Below are 16,773 nucleotides of genomic sequence, written 5' to 3' on the forward strand. Positions count from 1 at the left end.
CCCTCGACTCTCCCCTTACGCGAACTCAGGAGCGGCGATTATGGACTCTTCCGCGAGCGCCGCCACCGCTGGCGCTTCGAATGCGACGGGCTTCGGCGATCAGGCTTCCCGACTGCAAGCCCTGACGGGCTGCCGGCTGCTGCGCCACATGACGCCCGCCGAGATCGAAACCCTCGCCTCCCGCATCGAGATTCTGTCGGTGCGCCGGGGCGCGCGCCTGGTGCAGCGGCACGATCCGGGCGGCGCGATCTATGTCGTCGTCCAAGGCCTGTTGCTGGTGAACCAGTACGCGCGTTCGGGGCGCGAGGTCGGCTATCGCCGGCTGCAGCCGGGGTCCTATTTCGGCGAGATCGCCGCCATCGATCGCCTGCCGCGCTCGGCCAACGTCACCGCCCTGACCGAGGCCGTGGTGGGCCGCCTGCCCGAACCCCTGGTGGCCGAACTGATGGCCGGCTCGCCCAACTTCACCCGCGCGGTGATGGAAGATCTGGCGGCCATGGTCCGCGCACTGAGCAGTCGGGTTTTCGAGCTGAACGCCGTCTCGGCTCCGTGCCGCGTGCAGATGGAGTTGCTGCGCCTGGCCACCGATGTCGGCATCGAGGACAATCGCGCCGTGCTGGCCCGCGCCCCCACCCACGCCGAGATCGCCGTCCTGGCCGGCGCCCAGCGCGAGGCCGTGACGCGCGAGCTGAACCGCCTGGAAGCCCGCAACCTGATCGCCAAGCAGGGCCGCACCCTGACCATCCTCGATATCGACGGCCTGGTCGCCGAGATCGAGCGCCTGGGCGGCGACGAGCCGGAGCTCTAGTTCCCCGCGCTCTCCTGCAAGGCGCGGGTCACGCCGTTGGTCCACCCGAAGCCGTCCTGCAGCGGGTACTCCCCGCCCCCGCCGGCCTTGGCCTCCTCGACGTCGTACTTCTCCAGCATCTTGCCGCTGGCTTGGTACTCGCGCTCGACCGTCGCCAGCCATCGGCTTGAGATATCCGCCGCCAACTGGGTCTCGCCGTAGCGGCGCAGGCCGGAGACCGCCACCCATTGCAGCGGCGCCCAGCCGTTGGGCGTGTCCCATTGCTGGCCGGTGCGGTTGGTGGTGGTCCGCAGGCCGCCCGAGGCCAGCAACTGAGCGCGCGTCACGCCGGCCACCGCCTTGGCCTGCTCGGGCGACGCCGCACCGACGAACAACGGATAGAGGGTCGCGGCGCTGACGGTGTCGATCCGCTCGCCGCCGGTCCACAGATAGTCGAGATAGACCCCGCGCGCGGCGTCCCACAGAACCGCGTCCATGGCGGTCTTGCGGGCCTTGGCGCGACTGTCGAACTCGGCGACGCATGGAGCGTCGGCGATGCGGGCGCAGCCGGCGGAGATCGCGGTCTCCAGGCCGTACATCAGGCTGTTGAGGTCGACCGGAACGATGGCGGTCGTGCGGATGGTCTTCAGGTGCTTGCCGTCCGCCATCCAGCGCGAGGAGAAGTCCCAGCCGCTCTCGGCCCCGGCCCGCAGGTCGCGGAACACCTCGGCGGGTGGACGTCCCGTGGCCATGGAGGCCTCGCGGGCGGTCTCCAGGTCTTCGCGGTAGGACTCGTCGCGCGGCGTGACGCGGTCGTCGTAGTAGCGGTTCAGCACCGCCCCGCCCGGCAGGGCGACGACGCGGCGATACGCCTTGCCCGGCGTCACGGTCTTCTCGCCGTCCATCCAGAAAGCGTGCTCGCGCCGCATCAAGTCGACGCGCGCCTTGACCACCGCCGGATCGGTCGCCTCGGACAGCCCGACCATGGCGTAGAAGAACGGCGGCTGCGAGCGGCTGAGATAGTAGGTGCGTGCGCCGTTTGGGATGTGGCCATAGGCGTCGATCAGGCCGCCGAAGTCGTCGATCATGTTCTCGACCAGCTCCGCCCTGCCGTCGAGCTTCAGACCCAGCATCGTGAAGTAGCTGTCCCAGTAGTAGATCTCGCGGAAGCGGCCGCCGGGCACGACGAACGGCTTTTCCATCGCCAGGGCCGAGCCGCCGGCCACCGGCTTGACCGGATCGCGGGTCAGATGGGGCCACAGCTGGGCGACGTGGGCCTTCAGCGTGGTGCGCTCGGCGCTGAGCGCCGGCGTCGCCCCGGCCTCCGGCACGACGAAGTTGGCGCGCACGAAGCGCTTCAGCTCGGCGTCGGTGAAACGCGCCCTGGCGCGGTAGTCCTTGAGGATCGCGACGGGGTCACGCCGAGGCGTGGCGTCGACGAAGGTCTTGCCGTCGGGAAACAGCCGCCGGGTCTGCACCTGGTGGAACAGCTCCTGGTAAGTGTCCGCCGGCGTTGCGATTTCCGCTGCCGGCGTCTGGGCCAGGGCGAGCGGCGCGATGGCCGTCCAGGCCGCTGCGGAAACGACGGCGAGCAGGCGGGTGCGGATCATCGGGGCCTCACTGGAAGAAAAGGAACGCGGACCGGCAGGGAGGAAGCCGGCCCGCGCGCAGGAACCGTTGCAGGACAGAACCCGCGAAGGCCTCAGAAGTTGTAGCCGACGCTCAGGCGCACCGACCGACCCAGGATCGGCCGGGCGTTGGCTCCGCTGGTCGAGCGCGGGTCGCCTTCCGTCAGGCCGTGGCTGTCGGTGAGATTGTCGGCGGCGATCTGCACGTCGAACTGGGCGACGCGGAAGATCGCGCCCAGATCCAACTTCTCGTAGCCCTTCAGCACCTGGGTGTTAGCGTTGTCGCCATAGCGGTCGTCCACGGCGCTGAGCGTGCCGTAGAAGGTGGCGTCGACGGTTCCCAGCTGCACGTCCCAGCTGGGCGTGAAGCGGATCTGCCAGTCGGGCTGGCGCTGGGCGCTGTTGCCGGCGTTGGCCGGGATCGACGACTGCTTGATCTCGGTCTTCTGGAAGGTGCCGTTCAGCGCAAGCGACAGGCCGAAGTCCGACCGCCAGCGACCATCCAGCTCGATGCCGTGGGCCTTGTTGGTGTTGCTTTCCTGGATGCCGCCGACGTCGGCGAACTTTGCGCCCTTGAACTCGTTGGCGAAGCCCGTGGCGTAGAGCTCGAACGGCCCGCTGCGCAGCTTGTAGCCCAGCTCGTACTGGTCGACCTTCAGGGTGTCGGTCAGGTTTTCGCGGAAGTTGTCGAAGCTGGGGAACTTGTAGCCCCGCGAATAGCGCACGAAGACGCCCGAGACGTCATTGAGGTCGTAGTTGGCGCCCACCGTGTAGGACGTCTTGCTCTGGCTGTAGTCGGTGGTGCGGATGGCCAGGCCGTCGGGATAGCCGTTGCCGTCGTCGACCACGTAGTCGGTCTTGAACCGCTCGCGACGCACGCCCAGGTCGATGCGCAGGGCTTCGGTGGCCTGCCAAGCGTCGGCCAGGTACAGCGCGTCCACCCGTCCGTCGCCCGCCGAGACCAGGCCGTAGTTCCAGCAGCCCGTGCCGCTGCCGGCCGTGGCCAGGTTGGCGCAGCTGACGTTTGCGGCCAGGTAGTCGCCGTTGGCCTTGACCTGCATCGGACGGAAGTTGCCGATGGTCCAGAAGTCGTCGGACGAGAAGCTGGAGGCGTAGTAGCCGGCCGAAACCTCGTGGGTTCCGAAGGTCTTGGAGACGCTGAAGTCGTTGGTCAGCGCCTCGATCTCCTTCTCGACGATCCAGGCGCCCCAGGCCTGCACGTAGTCATTGGCGCCCAGCACGGTCCCGCCGCGCGTCGCCACCGGACCGCCGATGACGGTGGCGACGGACGCAGCCGTGACCGCCCCGCCGTCGGGCACCAAGCCGTAGGTGTTGGCGTCGCCCTTGGTGAAGCTGAAGCGATCGCGCACCGTCCAGCCGTCGCCGAACTCGTGCTCGAAGCTGCCGCCGGCGACATAGCCCTTCCAGCCGCGGCCGTCGGCTAGGTCGAAACTGCGGGTCGCGCCGTTGGCGTGCACCTGAAGGGCCTGGTGGCGCGAAAGCTCGCCCAGCTGGGTGTAGGTCCCCTTGTCGACACCGGGCACGTTGATCGCGAACGGCAGGTACCAGGCGCCGTGATCGTCGGTGGCGCGGGCGTAGAGGTTGATCTTGCCGTTCTCCAGCTTCTTGGTGAGGTTCACCGTGAACTGCTGGCCCTTCTCGCTGTCGAACTGGGTGTCACGGATGCCCGGCGAGCGGGCGACGTAGCCACCGACCATGAAGAAGAGGTCGTCGGCCAGCTTGCCGCTGACCACGCCGTCGATGCGGCGCAGGCCGTAGTCGGAGGTCGAGGCCTTCACCAGGCCCTTGGTCTCCTCGCCGCCCTCCTTGAGCATGAAGTTGGTCGTCAGGCCCGGCTGGCCGTTGGAGAAGATCGGGTTGGGACCGCCGCGCAGCGCCTCCATCCGCGAAATCGTCTCGTCGACGCGGAAGATCGACGAGTTCTCGAGGAACGACAGGGTCGACGGCGGATAGATCGGCGCGCCCTGCAGCTGGATGGTCAGGAACTCGGCGTCGCCGGTGGCTGGGAAACCGCGCACGAAGACATTGGCGCCCGCAACGCCGCCCGAGGTCTCGACCCAGACGCCGGGGACCAGGGCCAGCAGCTCGGCGCTCGACTTGGGCGAGGCCTTTGTGATGTCGGCGGCGTTGACGGTGCTCACCGCGAAGCTCGCCGACAGCTTGTCGATGCCGGCGCCGCCGGGGGTGCCGACGACGATGACCTCTTCCACTTCCGAAGGCGCCTCGGGCTGGGCCGGGGGCTCGGCGGCGACGGCCGGCGCGGCCTGGGCCGTGGCGCTGGCGGCGACCAGAAGGCTGCGGCCGCGGATGGCGTAGACGCCGCTGGCGGTGGGCTGGGCGACCATGTCGGAGCCGGCCAGCAGGCGCTTGAGGCCCTCTTCGGCCGAGTAGCCGCCCTTCAGGCCGCTGCTGCGCTTACCGCGCAGCTGGGTCTCGTCGAAGGCCAGCTGCTGGCCCGACACGCGACCGAAGGCGCGCAGGGCGCCGCCAAGGTCCTGGGCCGGAATGTCGAAGCTGTAGGTCGTCCGCGCCTGGGCGTAACCGGCGCTCGGCGCGATCAGGGTCGCCAGGACAGCGGCGGTGGTGGTGGAGCCCCAGACGAGGCGGCGGTCGAAGCTCTTGCGCATCACTTCCCTCCCTCGCGCCGATCATTGTTCTTTGGCGGCGCTTTGGTGAGTGAGACGCCTCACTCTGCGGAAGACTCACCAGCGCCGCTGATCTTTTTTTGCCCGCGGTTAATCCGCAGCACCGTCTCACCAGACGCGGGTTCGGCCCGCACCGGCAGCACGGCCGTGACGCCGTCGACGAAGGCGCGCGTGTCGCCCGAGGTGAAGACGCCGCTGATCTTCAGCCGGCCCACCGCCGGATCGGCTATCCGCAGCTTCTCGCGAGCGTAGCGGTTCACCCGCTCGACGGCGAGGTCCATGGGCTCGTCCTGGAACACCAGTTGGCCGCTCTCCCACGAGGCGGCGCGCGAGGGATCGGTGGCCGAGACCACGGTCGCGCCGGAAGTGGTCGAGGCGACCAGTTCGTGATCCGGCGTCAGCAGGCGCTCGGCCGGCGCGCCGTCGACCTTCAAGGACGGCGGCGGACGCCCCCGGGCGCCCTCCCCGTCCAGCACGGCCACATGGCCCTCGTAGAGCACCACGCGCATCTGGCCCGGCAGGCGCTCGACGCTGAACGTCGTGCCGGTGGCGACCACCAGCTTGCCGTCGGCGGCCACCGAGAAGGGCCGCAGCGGATCCTTGGCCACCGAGAACTTGGCGCGCCCTTCGTCCAGCCAAAGCCGGCGTCGGCCGCCGTCATAGCGCACGCGCAGCACGGTGGCCGCGTCCAGCGACGCGCGCGAACCGTCGGGCAGCTCGACGATGCGGCGCTCGCCCTCCGTGGTGCGATAGACGTCCGGCAGGCTGGCGCGCCAGACAAGCGCGCCGCCGGCCAGGGCCGCCACGAAGCAGGCGGCGATCGCGCCGCCGATCACGGCGCGACGTCCGGGCCTGCGCGACCACCGCGCCTGCTGGGCCCGACGCAGGTCTTCCAGGGCCTCGCCGCGCAGGGCGACCATGCCCGGGCTCATGGCCTGCTCGTCCACCGCGCGCCAAGCCGAGACGGCGTCGTCCAGCAGTTCGCGATGCTGCGGATCGGCGTCGAACCAGGCCTCGAGCTCGCGCTGCTCGGCCGGCGACAGCTCGCCCTCGGCCAGGCGAACGCACCAGGCGGCGGCCGCGTCCAGGGCCGCCTCGGCGGGTGTGTGGTTCATCTCGGGCCCGCTCATTCCCTGGCCCTCGTACGCTTGGTCAGGTGGCCCATGGCCTTGAGAATATGCTTCTGCACGCCGCTGGTGGTCATGCCGTAGAGTTCGGCCAACTCGGCCTGCTTCATGCCCTCCAGCCGAAACAGCAGGAAGATGGCGCGGGTGCGCTCGGGCAGTTCGCGCAAGGCGTCTGACACCTCGCCCAGGCGCTCGCGCCCCATCAGCACACGGGCGGGATCGAGAGGCTCTAGATCCAAGGGCTCGGCGCGGATGGCGGCGCTGTAGCTCGACCGCACGCGCTCGCGCCTCGCCCGGTCGCGCAGCAGGTTGGCGGCCATCTGGAAGATGTAGGCGTCGGCGTTGTCCATCGTCCGCTCGCCGTCGCTCAGGGCCAGCTTGGCGAACAGCTCCTGGGTCATGTCCTCGGCGTCGCTGTGGCTGGCGGCGCGGCGCATGAAGAACGCCATCAGCGCTGGCCGATAGCGCCGATCCAAGCTCCCCAGGTCCTGTTCACTCTTGGCCCGCACGGTCCGTCTCGACAGCTTTCCCGGAGTGCATGACGCACATCCTCGCCGGATGCACACCAGCGGGCGACGATTTTCTGGTCTCAGGTTCCGGTCAGTCGCTTCAGGCGGTTGCGCAGCGGGGTCTCCACCCAGCGCCAGGCGGCCCAGGAGGCCGTCGGCAGCACGAAGAAGGCCAGGACGCAGAACCACAGCGGCAGGTCGCGCTTCCAGCCGTTAGGATAGATCGAGATCATCACGTACCAGAACGCCCAGTGCAGGGCGTACAGGGGATAGGACACCCCGCCCAGCCGCTCGCACAGCCTGGCCAGCCGACCGCCGGGATCGTAGGCGCCCAGCAGCACCAGCACCGGGAAGAGCAAGGTCGAACAGGCGAAGTCGTAAAGGCCGTTGGCCACGCGGCTGGGCCACACCGGCAGGAACAGCACGACCAGCAGCAGCGCCGCCGGCAGCCAGGTCTTGCGGGCGGCGAAGGCGGCGCGGTGGCGCCAGCACATCCAGCCGATGGCGAACGGAAAGGCCGCCCGCAGCACGCCCAGGCCGAAGGTCGCCTGGTCCCAGCCGGTCTGCAATCCGCCCATGCCGATGGCCACGAACAGCAGGGCCGCGCCCGACATCAGGATGAACATGATCACCGCCATGTCCGGCGCGCGACGGAACGGATACCAGGCCAGGCTGACCAGCACCTCCAGGCAGAGCGACCAGGCCAGCGGATTGAACGGAAACAGCGACGGGAACGTCCCCGCCTCCATCGGCGCGAACTTGGGGATCAGCAGCAGGCCCTTGGCGAAGTCGATCCAGGTCTCGGCGTCGCCCTTGCCGGTCAAGAGCGCGCCGGCGACCGTGGCGATGGCCAACATCGGCCAGACCCGCACCCAGCGGGCGACGAGGTACTTGCCAAAGCCGATCCGCCGCTGCTCGAAGGCGTGGGCCAGAACGAAGCCGCTAAGGCAAAAGAAGAAATCGACCGCCAGGTAGCCGTGCGCGAAATGCCCGCGCCGGCCCGACCAGTCGGCGATGTGGTAGAGCAGCACGCCCAGAGCCGCGACGCCGCGCAGCCCGTCCAGGGCGGTGAACCGTCCTTCGTCTCTGGTCGCCGCGATCGCCACCACATGGTGGTGTCACGATGCGGGGGCGCGGGGCAACCCCTTACCCCAGCCGCTTGATCGCCGCCTTCAGGGGCCTTGCCGCCTCCGCATAGTCGGCCCAGGCCGTGCTCTTGCCGATCAGGCCCGGCGCGGTGCGGACCGTGAACCGCGTCGGATCCAGGCCCGCCTTCACCTGTGTCCAGTTCAGCGGCATCGAAACCGTCGCTCCCGGCCGCGCCCGCGCCGAAAGCGGGGCCACCGCCGTGCTGGTGCGGTCGTTGCGCAGATAGTCGAGGAAGATCCGGCCGGCCCTGGCCTTCTTGCTCATGGTGATCAGGTAGCGGTCGGGCTCGTCGGCGGCCATGCGGGCGCAGACCTCGCGGGCGAAGGCCTTGGCTTGGTCCCAGGGAACCTTGTCAGACAGCGGCGTGACCACGTGCAGCCCCTTGCCCCCGGTGGTCTTGCAGAACGAGACGAGGCCCATCTCCTCAAGCCGGTCGCGCATCTCGCGGGCGGCGGCGATGACGTCGTCGAAGGTCAGTTCCGGCGCGGGATCGAGGTCGAAGACCAGGCGGCCGGCGACCTCCGGATCGTTCGGCTGGCAGTTCCAGGGATGGATCTCGACGGCGGCGATCTGGGCGGCTGCGACCAGAGCCTCGCCCCGGTCGAACTTGATGTAGGGCTGGCGATCGCCTTTGACCGTCACGGTCTCGATCAGTGACGACATCCCGCGCATGGCGTGGCGCTGGAAGAAGGTCTCGCCGCCGACGCCGTCGGGCACGCGGATCACCGAGGCCGGGCGGCCCTTGATGTGCGGCAGCATCCACTCTCCCACCGCCGCGTAGTAGCGGGCCAGATCGAGCTTGGTCACGGGCTCGCCGTCGCCGGCGTCGGGCCACAGCGCCTTGTCGGATTTCGAGATCGCCACGCCCAGCACGACGCTGTCGGACCTGGCTCCCACTTTGGGTTTCGGCTCCGCCAGTTCCGCCTTGCTGGCCGGCACGGCGTCGGCCTCGACCTCGCTGGCGGGCTTGTCCTCGCGCAGGCCCTTGAAGGCGGCTTGGCGGATCGCGCCTTCGCCGGTGAAGCCGGCATATTCGATCTCGGCCACCAGCTTGGGCTTTACCCAATGGATATTGGCGGCGTCGCGCGGCGCGCCCTTGCCCTTGAACGGCGAGCGGTCGGTTTCCAGCGCCTTCAGCTTCGGCAGCAGCTTTGCGACCTTGTCCTTGCCGAAGCCTGTGCCGATGCGGCCCACATGCACCAGCTCGCCATCGCGCATTACCCCGGCGATCAGCGAACGGAAAGCGCTGCCTGTCGTTGTCCAGCCGCCGATCACCACCTCATGGCCGGCCCGACACTTGGCCTTGGTCCATGTCTCGCTGCGGCCCGAGCGATAGGGCGCGTCCAGGCGCTTGGAGATGATCCCCTCCAGCTCCAGCCTGCAGGCCGACAGCAGCACCGCGTCGCCCGCCGTCTCGAAGTGGTCGACATAGCGCAGGCGCGGTTCGTCATCGCCCAGCAGCGCCTTCAGCCGCGCCTTGCGCTCGCGCAGCGGCAGGGTCCGCAGATCCTCGCCGCCTTCGAACAGCAGGTCGAAGGCGAAGAAGATGATCTCGCCTTCACCGCCCTCGGCCAACGCCGCCTGGAGGGCCGCGAAGTCGGGCTGGCCGGCCTCGTCCAGCACCACCGCCTCGCCGTCGATGATCGCGTCGGGCAGGTCGGCGGCCGCCTCGGCAATCCCGGCGAACCTGTCGGTCCAGTCGAGGCCCTTGCGGGTTCGCAAGCTGGCGCGACCATCCTCTATGCGCAATTGCAGGCGATAGCCGTCGAACTTGATCTCGTGCGCCCAGCCTTCGCCGGCCGGCGGGCGATCAACCGACTTGCATAGCTGGGGCTCGACAAAGCGCGGCATGCCCTGGGGCTTTGCCCCGGCCGTCTTTTTCGCCGGCGCGAAACTCCGGAGCTCTACGGCCTCCTTGGCCAGGACCTCACGCTCGGCCTTGGTGCGGGATTTCCAAACCGCATCGGCCTTGCCCTTGGATTTCAAGATGAACGGCTTGGGCGGCTTGCCCTTGCCCGCCGCGATGTCGGCCATAGGGCGGTCCGAGGCGATGGAGCGATCCTCCTCCAGGATCGCCGCGCCCTTGCCCGGCCGCGCAGCCTCGTCGGCGTGCTTGATCAGCAGCCAGTTGCTGCGCTTTCCTTTCCCGTCCTTGGCGTTTCGGTCGTGCTTCATACGCACCAGCACCCAGCCGCCGTGCAGCCGCTCGCCTTCCAGCACGAACTTCAGTTCGCCCTTCTTCAGGGCCTTGCCGACATCCTCGAAGCCCGGCTCGGGCGCCCAGAAGCCGCGGTCCCACAGCTGCACCGTGCCGCCGCCGTACTGACCCTTGGGGATCACGCCCTCGAAGTCGCCGTAGTCGAGGGGGTGGTCCTCGACCTCGACCGACAGACGCTTGTCGGCTGGATCCAGCGACGGCCCCTTGGTCACCGCCCAGGATTTCAGAACCCCGTCGACCTCGAGCCGGAAGTCGTAGTGAAGGCGCGTGGCGTCGTGCTTCTGGATGACGAATCGCAGGTGCGGCGCGGCCGCCACGGCGCGCTCGCCGCTGGGCTCGGCGGTCTTTCCGAAGTCGCGCTTGCGGCGGTATTCGGTCAGTTGCGACTGCGCCATCGTCCCGATCCTTCTCTGAAAACAAGAGTCTCCGAGCGCATGAACGGTTCCCCTCCACGCCGGGACATGTTTAGGTGGACCAATTGTCAATGACACCGGTTTCCATTAGAGACGACGCAGGTCCGACGAACGGGCCAGTCATGAGTAATTCGAGGGAGGCTACGCGGCGTGACCGTTTCTGAGGCGCAAAGCGACCTATTCGCACCGGCGTCGATCGCCCCCCAATTCGTCGAAGCCCGCCAGAAGGGCGTTTCGGTTCCCGGCTATCCCGGCGGCGCCCTGCCCCAGTCGATGGCCGACGGCTATGCGGTGCAGGACATCGCCATCGACCTGTGGCCCGACGAACTGGTCGGCTGGAAGGTCGGCCTGGTTCCCCCGCAGCACCGCGAGCGCCTGGGCGTCGACCGCCTGGCCGGCTGCATCTTTGCGAAGAACGTCTGGGACGCCGGGGCCGAGCCGACGCCGTTCCGCGCCATCGCCGGCGGCTTCACCGCCGTCGAGGCCGAGTTCATCATTCGCCTCTCCAAGGACGCCCCCGAGGGCAAGACCGAGTGGACCGCGGAAGAAGCCGCCGACTATGTCGGCGAGCTGATCCTGGGCGTCGAGATCGCCGGCAGCCCGCTGAAGACCATCAACGAGCTGGGCCCGCCCATCGTGGTCTCCGACTTCGGCAACAACGACGGCCAGATCCTGGGTCCGGTCATCGAGAACTGGCGCGAGATCGGCTGGGAAGCCATGCCGGCCGAGACCTTCGTCAACGGGTTGAGCGTCGGCAAGGGCGGCGCGACCTCGATCCCGGGCTCGCCGCTGGCGGCCCTGGCCTTCCTGCTGGGCCACGTCGCCTCGCGCGGCCGCCCCCTCAAGAAGGGCATGATCGTCACCACCGGGGCCAGCACCGGCATCCACGATGTGGCCGCCGGCGACGAGTCGACCATAAGCTTCGGCCCGCTGGGCGAGGTCCGCTGCAGGGCGGTTCCCGCCTGACGGCGGGCAGCCCCAGAATAACGAACCAGAACAAAGACTAGGGTAAGGAAGACGAAGTCCATGGACGTATCCGCGGCCCCCGCGCCGTCTGAAAAGATCGGGCGCTATCGCTGGGTGATCGTCAGCCTGCTGTTCGCGGCGATGGTCATCAACTATGTGGACCGGCAGACCATCGGCTTGCTCAAGCCGAACCTCTCCAAGGAGTTCGGCTGGAGCGAGGGCGACTATGCCGACCTCGTCTTCTACTTCCAGCTCTCCTACGCCATCGCCTACCTGGCGTGGGGCAAGATCATGGACAAGATCGGGGCCCGCTGGGGCTTCGGCATCGCCTTCGCCATCTGGCAGATCGCCCACATCGCCCACGCCGGCGCGCGCGGCCTCTCCGGCTTCATCTTCGCCCGCATGGGCTTAGGGATCGGCGAGGCCGGCGGCTTCCCGGGCGGCATCAAGGCCGTGGCCGAATGGTTCCCCAAGAAGGAACGCGCCTTCGCCACCGGCATCTTCAACGCCGGCACCAACATCGGCGCCATTGTCACCCCGCTGGTCGTGCCGGGCATCACCCTGGCCTTCGGCTGGCAGATGGCCTTCATCGTCACCGGCGTCGCCGGCCTGATCTGGCTGCCGATCTGGCTGCTGGTCTACCGCCGCCCGCGTGAGCACAAGAAGCTGGGCGCGGCCGAACTGGCCCACATCGAGCAGGATCCGGCCGATCCGGTCGAGAAGATCGGCTGGGCCAAGCTGCTGACGAAGCGCGAAACCTGGGCCTACTCGCTGGGCAAGTTCCTGATCGACCCGATCTGGTGGATGTTCCTGTTCTGGCTGCCCGACTTCCTGGGCAAGCGCTACGGCCTGGACCTGAAGACCTTCGGACCGCCGTTGATCGCCATCTACCTGCTCAGCGACGTCGGCAGCGTCGGCGGCGGCTGGCTGTCGTCGAACCTGATGAAGCGCGGCTGGAGCATCAACGCCGCCCGCAAGACGACCATGCTGGTCTGCGCCCTTCTGGCCGTGCCGGTGATGTTCGCCTCGTTCGCCAGCAACGTCTGGCTGGCCGTGCTGATCATCGGCGTCGCGACCGCGGCCCACCAGGGCTTCTCGGCCAATCTCTACACCCTGCCCTCCGACGTCTTCCCGCGCGGCGCCGTCGGCTCGGTGGTCGGCATCGGCGGCATGCTGGGCGCCCTGGGCGGCATGGTGTTCTCGAAGTACATCGGCAAGGTGCTGGAGGACATCGGCACCTACACCCCGATCTTCGTGGTCGCCGGCACGGCCTATCTGGTCGCCCTGCTGGTGGTGCACCTGCTGACCCCCAAGATGGAGCCGGTGAAGATCTGATCTTCGCCTCTCCGCTGAAATCGAGCCCCCGGACGCAGCCGCGCCGGGGGCTTTTTCGTTGTGCATTTCCCTCGCCGGCGCCGTGACCTCGCCGCGATCACGGCCTAGATTGGATGCATGACAACGCTGTCTCCCACCACGACCGCCCCGCTGAACGTCGCCCTCGTGGGCTATGGCTATGTCGGAAAGACCTTCCACGCCCCGCTGATCAGCACCACGCCGGGCCTGGTGCTGCACACCGTGGTGTCGAGCGACCCGGCCAAGGTCGCCGCCGACCATCCCGAGGCCAAGGTCGTCGCCAGCCTCGACGAAGCCCTGGCCGATCCGGCGGTCGACCTGGTGGTCGTGGCCACGCCCAACGACCTGCACGCCCCGCTGGGCCAGGCGGCGCTGGCCGCCGGCAAGCACGTGGTGATCGACAAGCCGTTCACCGTCACCCTGGACGAGGCCCGCGCCCTGATCGCCTCGGCCGAGACCCACGACCGTCTGCTGTCGGTGTTCCACAACCGTCGCTGGGATGCCGATTTCCTGACGTTGAAGAGCCTTATCGCCGACGGCGCCCTGGGCGAGGTGACGCAGTACGAAAGCCACTTCGACCGCTTCCGCCCGGTGGTGCGCGACCGCTGGCGCGAGCGGGCCGGTCCGGGCGCCGGCGCCTGGTTCGACCTTGGCCCGCACCTGCTGGACCAGGCGCTGCAGCTGTTCGGCCAGCCGCTGGCGGTCAACGCCGACATCGGCGTGCAGCGCCAGGGCGCCGGGGCCGACGACTATTTCCACGTCACACTGCGCTATCCGAGCCTGCGGGTGATCCTGCACGGCAGCCTGCTGACCGCGGCGGCCGACCTGCGCCTGGCCGTGCACGGCACGAAGGGCAGCTTCGTCAAGCAGGGCCTCGACGCCCAGGAGGATGCGCTCAAGCGCGGCCTCACCCCCGCCGACGAGGGTTTCGGCCTGGATCCGCGCCCGGGGACCCTCACCCGCGCCGACGGCGACGCCCTGACGAGCGAAGTCGTTCAAGGCCTGCGCGGCGACTACGCAGCCTATTACGCCGGCGTCCGCGACGCGATCCTCACCGGTGCGGCCAACCCCGTGCCGGCGCGAGAAGCCTTGCAGGTCATGGAGCTGCTGGATCTGGCCGCCCGCTCGGCCGCCGAACGCCGCGAACTGCCGGTCGAGGCCGCCCGATGAACCACAAGGACGATATGGACCGCATCGCCGCCCAGGAGGCCAGCCTGGCCTTCCCGCGCTTCGATCTCGACGCCGCCTGGGCCCTGGGCGCGGGCCTGCGCGACGCGGCCCTGGCCCGCAAGGCGCCGCTGGCCATCGACATCTCGCTGCGCGACCGGCCGCTGTTCCACGCCGCCCTTCCCGGCTCGACCCACGAGAACGCCGACTGGCTGCGCCGCAAGCGCAACACCGTGCTGCACTTCGACCGCAGTTCCTACGGCATCGGCCTGTCCCTGGCGGCCAAGGGCGAGACGCTGGAGGCCAAGCACGGCCTGCCGACCCGCGACTACGCCGCCCACGGGGGCGGCTTTCCGCTGCTGGTGAAGGGCCTGGGCTGCATCGGCGCGGTGACCGTCTCGGGCCTGCCGCAACGCCAGGACCACGTGCTGGTGGTCGAGGCCCTGGCCCTGGTGCTGGGCAAGGAACTGGACGACCTGGCGCTGGGGTAGAGATCGAAGAACCTCCCCCTGTGGGGGAGGCGATCGCGAAGCGATCGGTGGGGGGAGTTGCTGGTTGACCAGCCGATGCCTCGAAAGCTGAAAACCTCCCCCCACCGGCCTATGGCCGCCTCCCCCAGAGGGGGAGGTTCCTGCTGTCTCCCCCACTTTTCGCGCACGGCCTAGCCTCCCTCGCCCGCCGCCCCTAGAAACGGACTCGCCGTTTTCGTGGGGACCTTGAGACATGCGCCGCCGCACCTTCTTCGCCGCCCTGCCCGCCGTCGCCTTCGCGGGGCAGGCCCTGGCGCAGTCGCAGATCATCACCGGCCCCAACCCGAACCGTAAGCGCCCCGACGTGCACGGCGGCGACCGGGTGGACGGCGCCACCTTCGCCTCGCGCTCTGCCGCCTGGGGCATCCACGGCGCGGCGGCCACCGCCCATCCCCTGGCCACCCAGGCCGCCATCGCGGTGCTCAAGAAGGGCGGCTCGGCGGCCGACGCGGCCGTGGCCGCCAACGCCATGCTGGGCCTGTGCGAGCCGATCGCCTGCGGCATCGGCGGCGACTGCTACGTCCTGCTGTGGGATCCCAAGACCCGCAAGGTGGTGGGCCTCAACGGCTCGGGCCGCTCGCCCAAGGGGCTGTCGCTGGAGACCGTTCGCGGCCGCGCCAAGGACGGCAAGATCCCCTCCTACGGCGCGGTCAGCGTCAGCGTGCCCGGCGCCGTCGACGCCTGGCGAGCCCTGCATGAGCGCTACGGCAAGCTGAAGTGGGCCGAACTGTTCGAGCCGGCGATCGCCACCGCCGAAGAAGGCCACCCGATCACCCAGAACGTCGCCTTCTACCTGGCCGGCAGCCACCGCCGCTTCACCAACCCCGCCTCCAACATCGAGGAGGTCGAGAACTTCAAGAAGGTCTGGGCCCCGAACGGCAAGACCCCCGTCGAGGGCGAGATCTTCAAGAACCCGGCGCTGGCCCGCACCTATCGCCTGATCGCCCAGGGCGGCGGCCGGGCTTTCTACGAGGGCGAGATCGCCACGACGATCGAGGCCTATTTCAAGCGCATCGGCGGCTGGATGACCAAGGCCGACCTGGCCGCCCACCGCTCGGTCTGGACCACGGTGCACACCACCGGCTACCGCGGCGTCGACGTCCATGCCCTGGGCGACAACACCCAAGGCCTGGCCACCCTGCAGATGCTCAATATCCTCGAGCAGTTCGACGTCGCGGGCATGGGCTTCCAGTCGGCCCAGGCCATCCACCACGCCGTCGAGGCCAAGCGCCTGGCCTATGAGGACCGCGCCCGCTTCTACGCCGACCAGGACTTCTACAAGTCGCCGATCGAGTGGCTGATCTCCAAGGACTACGCCAAGGAGCGCGCCAAACTCATCTCGCCCGGCAAGATCTGGACCCCGTCCTATCCGGGCACGGCGCCGAGCAAAGGCGACACCACCTATTTCACCACCGCCGACAAGGACGGGATGATGGTGTCGATCATCCAGTCGAACTATCGCGGCATGGGCTCGGGCCTGATGGCCGACGGCCTGGGCTTCATGTTCCAGGACCGCGGCGAGCTGTTCGCCCTGACCGACGGCCATCCCAACGTCTATGCGCCCGGCAAGCGGCCATTCCAGACGATCATCCCGGGCTTCGCCACGCGCAAGGGTGAGCCGTGGCTGAGCTTCGGGGTCATGGGCGGCGACATGCAGCCCCAGGGCCAGACCCAGATCATCAGCAACATGGTCGACTTCGGCCTGGGCGTGCAGGAAGCCGGCGACGCGCCGCGCTGGCACCATGGCGGCTCGCCCGAACCGACCGGCATCGCCGCCGAGGACATCGCCGCGCTCGACCTGGAAAGCGGCGTCCCGGCCGCCACGCGCAAGGCGCTGGAGGCCATCGGCTGGACCCTGAAGACCGACGCCGGCGGCTATGGCGGCTACCAGGCCATCGAACGCTGGCCGGGGCGCTATGCGGCCGCCACCGAGATGCGCAAGGACGGGGTGGCGCTGGGGTATTGAGAAAGATGCTCCCCCTGAAGGGGGAGCTGTCGCGGAGCGACTGAGGGGGAAGTTGCTGCGGCGTTGGCGGCTTCGTTGAAGTCAGCGGGAACTTCCCCCTCCGGCCCTTCGGGCCACCTCCCCCTTCAGGGCGAGGATCTTGATCGGCGAACCTCCCCCTCTGGGGGAGGTTCCTTGAGGCGCGACTTTGCAGTCTCCCGCGTTCACACGCGTTAGGTCGGGGAGGCGCGGAGCGGCCGGGCGGAGCCCGGAGACCGTGTGTTTGTTTAGCGTTTCGGCTTCGTCGACCGCTCC

The 16,773-nt window shown here is 69.0% G+C and carries 12 protein-coding genes; 6 read left to right on the forward strand and 6 right to left on the reverse strand.

Annotated elements, in window-relative coordinates; genetic code table 11:
* The first annotated feature begins 40 nt into the window (after positions 1-40).
* A complete protein-coding gene (locus tag P7A99_RS04565; RefSeq protein WP_277792748.1) occupies positions 41-808 on the forward strand; it encodes a Crp/Fnr family transcriptional regulator in 768 nt (255 codons plus the stop codon).
* Here P7A99_RS04565 and treF read toward each other — a convergent pair.
* The 6 genes from treF to ligD all read right to left on the reverse strand — a co-directional run bounded on the left by treF (position 805) and on the right by ligD (position 10,479).
* Complete coding sequence (gene treF, locus P7A99_RS04570; protein ID WP_277792749.1) at positions 805-2,397, reverse strand: alpha,alpha-trehalase TreF; 1,593 nt, start codon at positions 2,395-2,397, stop codon at positions 805-807. The two genes, P7A99_RS04565 and treF, sit on opposite strands and share 4 nt — an antisense overlap.
* A 92-nt stretch (positions 2,398-2,489) precedes the next feature.
* Entirely contained in the window at positions 2,490-5,063 is a 2,574-nt protein-coding gene (locus tag P7A99_RS04575) for a TonB-dependent receptor domain-containing protein (RefSeq protein ID WP_277792750.1), read from the reverse strand.
* A 59-nt stretch (positions 5,064-5,122) separates the two neighbouring features.
* Positions 5,123-6,196, reverse strand: a complete 1,074-nt coding sequence (locus tag P7A99_RS04580; RefSeq protein ID WP_277792751.1) for a FecR family protein — start codon at positions 6,194-6,196, stop codon at positions 5,123-5,125.
* An 11-nt stretch (positions 6,197-6,207) separates the two neighbouring features.
* Entirely contained in the window at positions 6,208-6,774 is a 567-nt protein-coding gene (locus P7A99_RS04585; RefSeq protein ID WP_277792752.1) for an RNA polymerase sigma factor, read from the reverse strand.
* Positions 6,775-6,797: 23 nt separating this feature from the next.
* Positions 6,798-7,823 carry an acyltransferase family protein gene (locus tag P7A99_RS04590; protein WP_277792753.1) on the reverse strand — a complete coding sequence of 342 codons (1,026 nt, stop codon included), beginning with the start codon at positions 7,821-7,823 and terminating at the stop codon, positions 6,798-6,800.
* Positions 7,824-7,863: 40 nt separating this feature from the next.
* The gene (gene ligD, locus P7A99_RS04595) at positions 7,864-10,479 is read right to left on the reverse strand and encodes a DNA ligase D (protein WP_277792754.1); all 2,616 of its coding nucleotides are present in this window, start codon (positions 10,477-10,479) and stop codon (positions 7,864-7,866) included.
* A gap of 168 nt (positions 10,480-10,647) precedes the next feature.
* On the opposite strand from ligD, the gene P7A99_RS04600 reads away from it, so the two are divergent.
* The 5 genes from P7A99_RS04600 (at position 10,648) to ggt (ending at position 16,479) form a co-directional block, all read left to right on the forward strand.
* On the forward strand, positions 10,648-11,463 hold the full coding sequence (locus tag P7A99_RS04600; protein WP_277792755.1) for a 2-keto-4-pentenoate hydratase: 816 nt from the start codon (positions 10,648-10,650) through the stop codon (positions 11,461-11,463).
* Between the two features lie 60 nt (positions 11,464-11,523).
* Positions 11,524-12,798 (forward strand): MFS transporter, encoded by a 1,275-nt coding sequence (locus P7A99_RS04605; RefSeq protein WP_277792756.1) that lies wholly within the window; start codon positions 11,524-11,526, stop codon positions 12,796-12,798.
* 117 nt (positions 12,799-12,915) lie between these two features.
* Positions 12,916-13,986, forward strand: a complete 1,071-nt coding sequence (locus P7A99_RS04610) for an oxidoreductase (protein WP_277792757.1) — start codon at positions 12,916-12,918, stop codon at positions 13,984-13,986.
* Positions 13,983-14,474 carry a heme-degrading domain-containing protein gene (locus P7A99_RS04615; RefSeq protein ID WP_277792758.1) on the forward strand — a complete coding sequence of 164 codons (492 nt, stop codon included), beginning with the start codon at positions 13,983-13,985 and terminating at the stop codon, positions 14,472-14,474. Before P7A99_RS04610 ends, P7A99_RS04615 begins: the two co-directional genes overlap by 4 nt.
* Positions 14,475-14,706: 232 nt before the next feature.
* Positions 14,707-16,479 carry a gamma-glutamyltransferase gene (gene ggt, locus P7A99_RS04620; RefSeq protein WP_277792759.1) on the forward strand — a complete coding sequence of 591 codons (1,773 nt, stop codon included), beginning with the start codon at positions 14,707-14,709 and terminating at the stop codon, positions 16,477-16,479.
* Positions 16,480-16,773 lie beyond the last annotated feature (294 nt).

The organism is Caulobacter endophyticus, from assembly GCF_029543245.1.
Taxonomy (GTDB): Bacteria; Pseudomonadota; Alphaproteobacteria; order Caulobacterales; family Caulobacteraceae; genus Caulobacter; species Caulobacter endophyticus_A.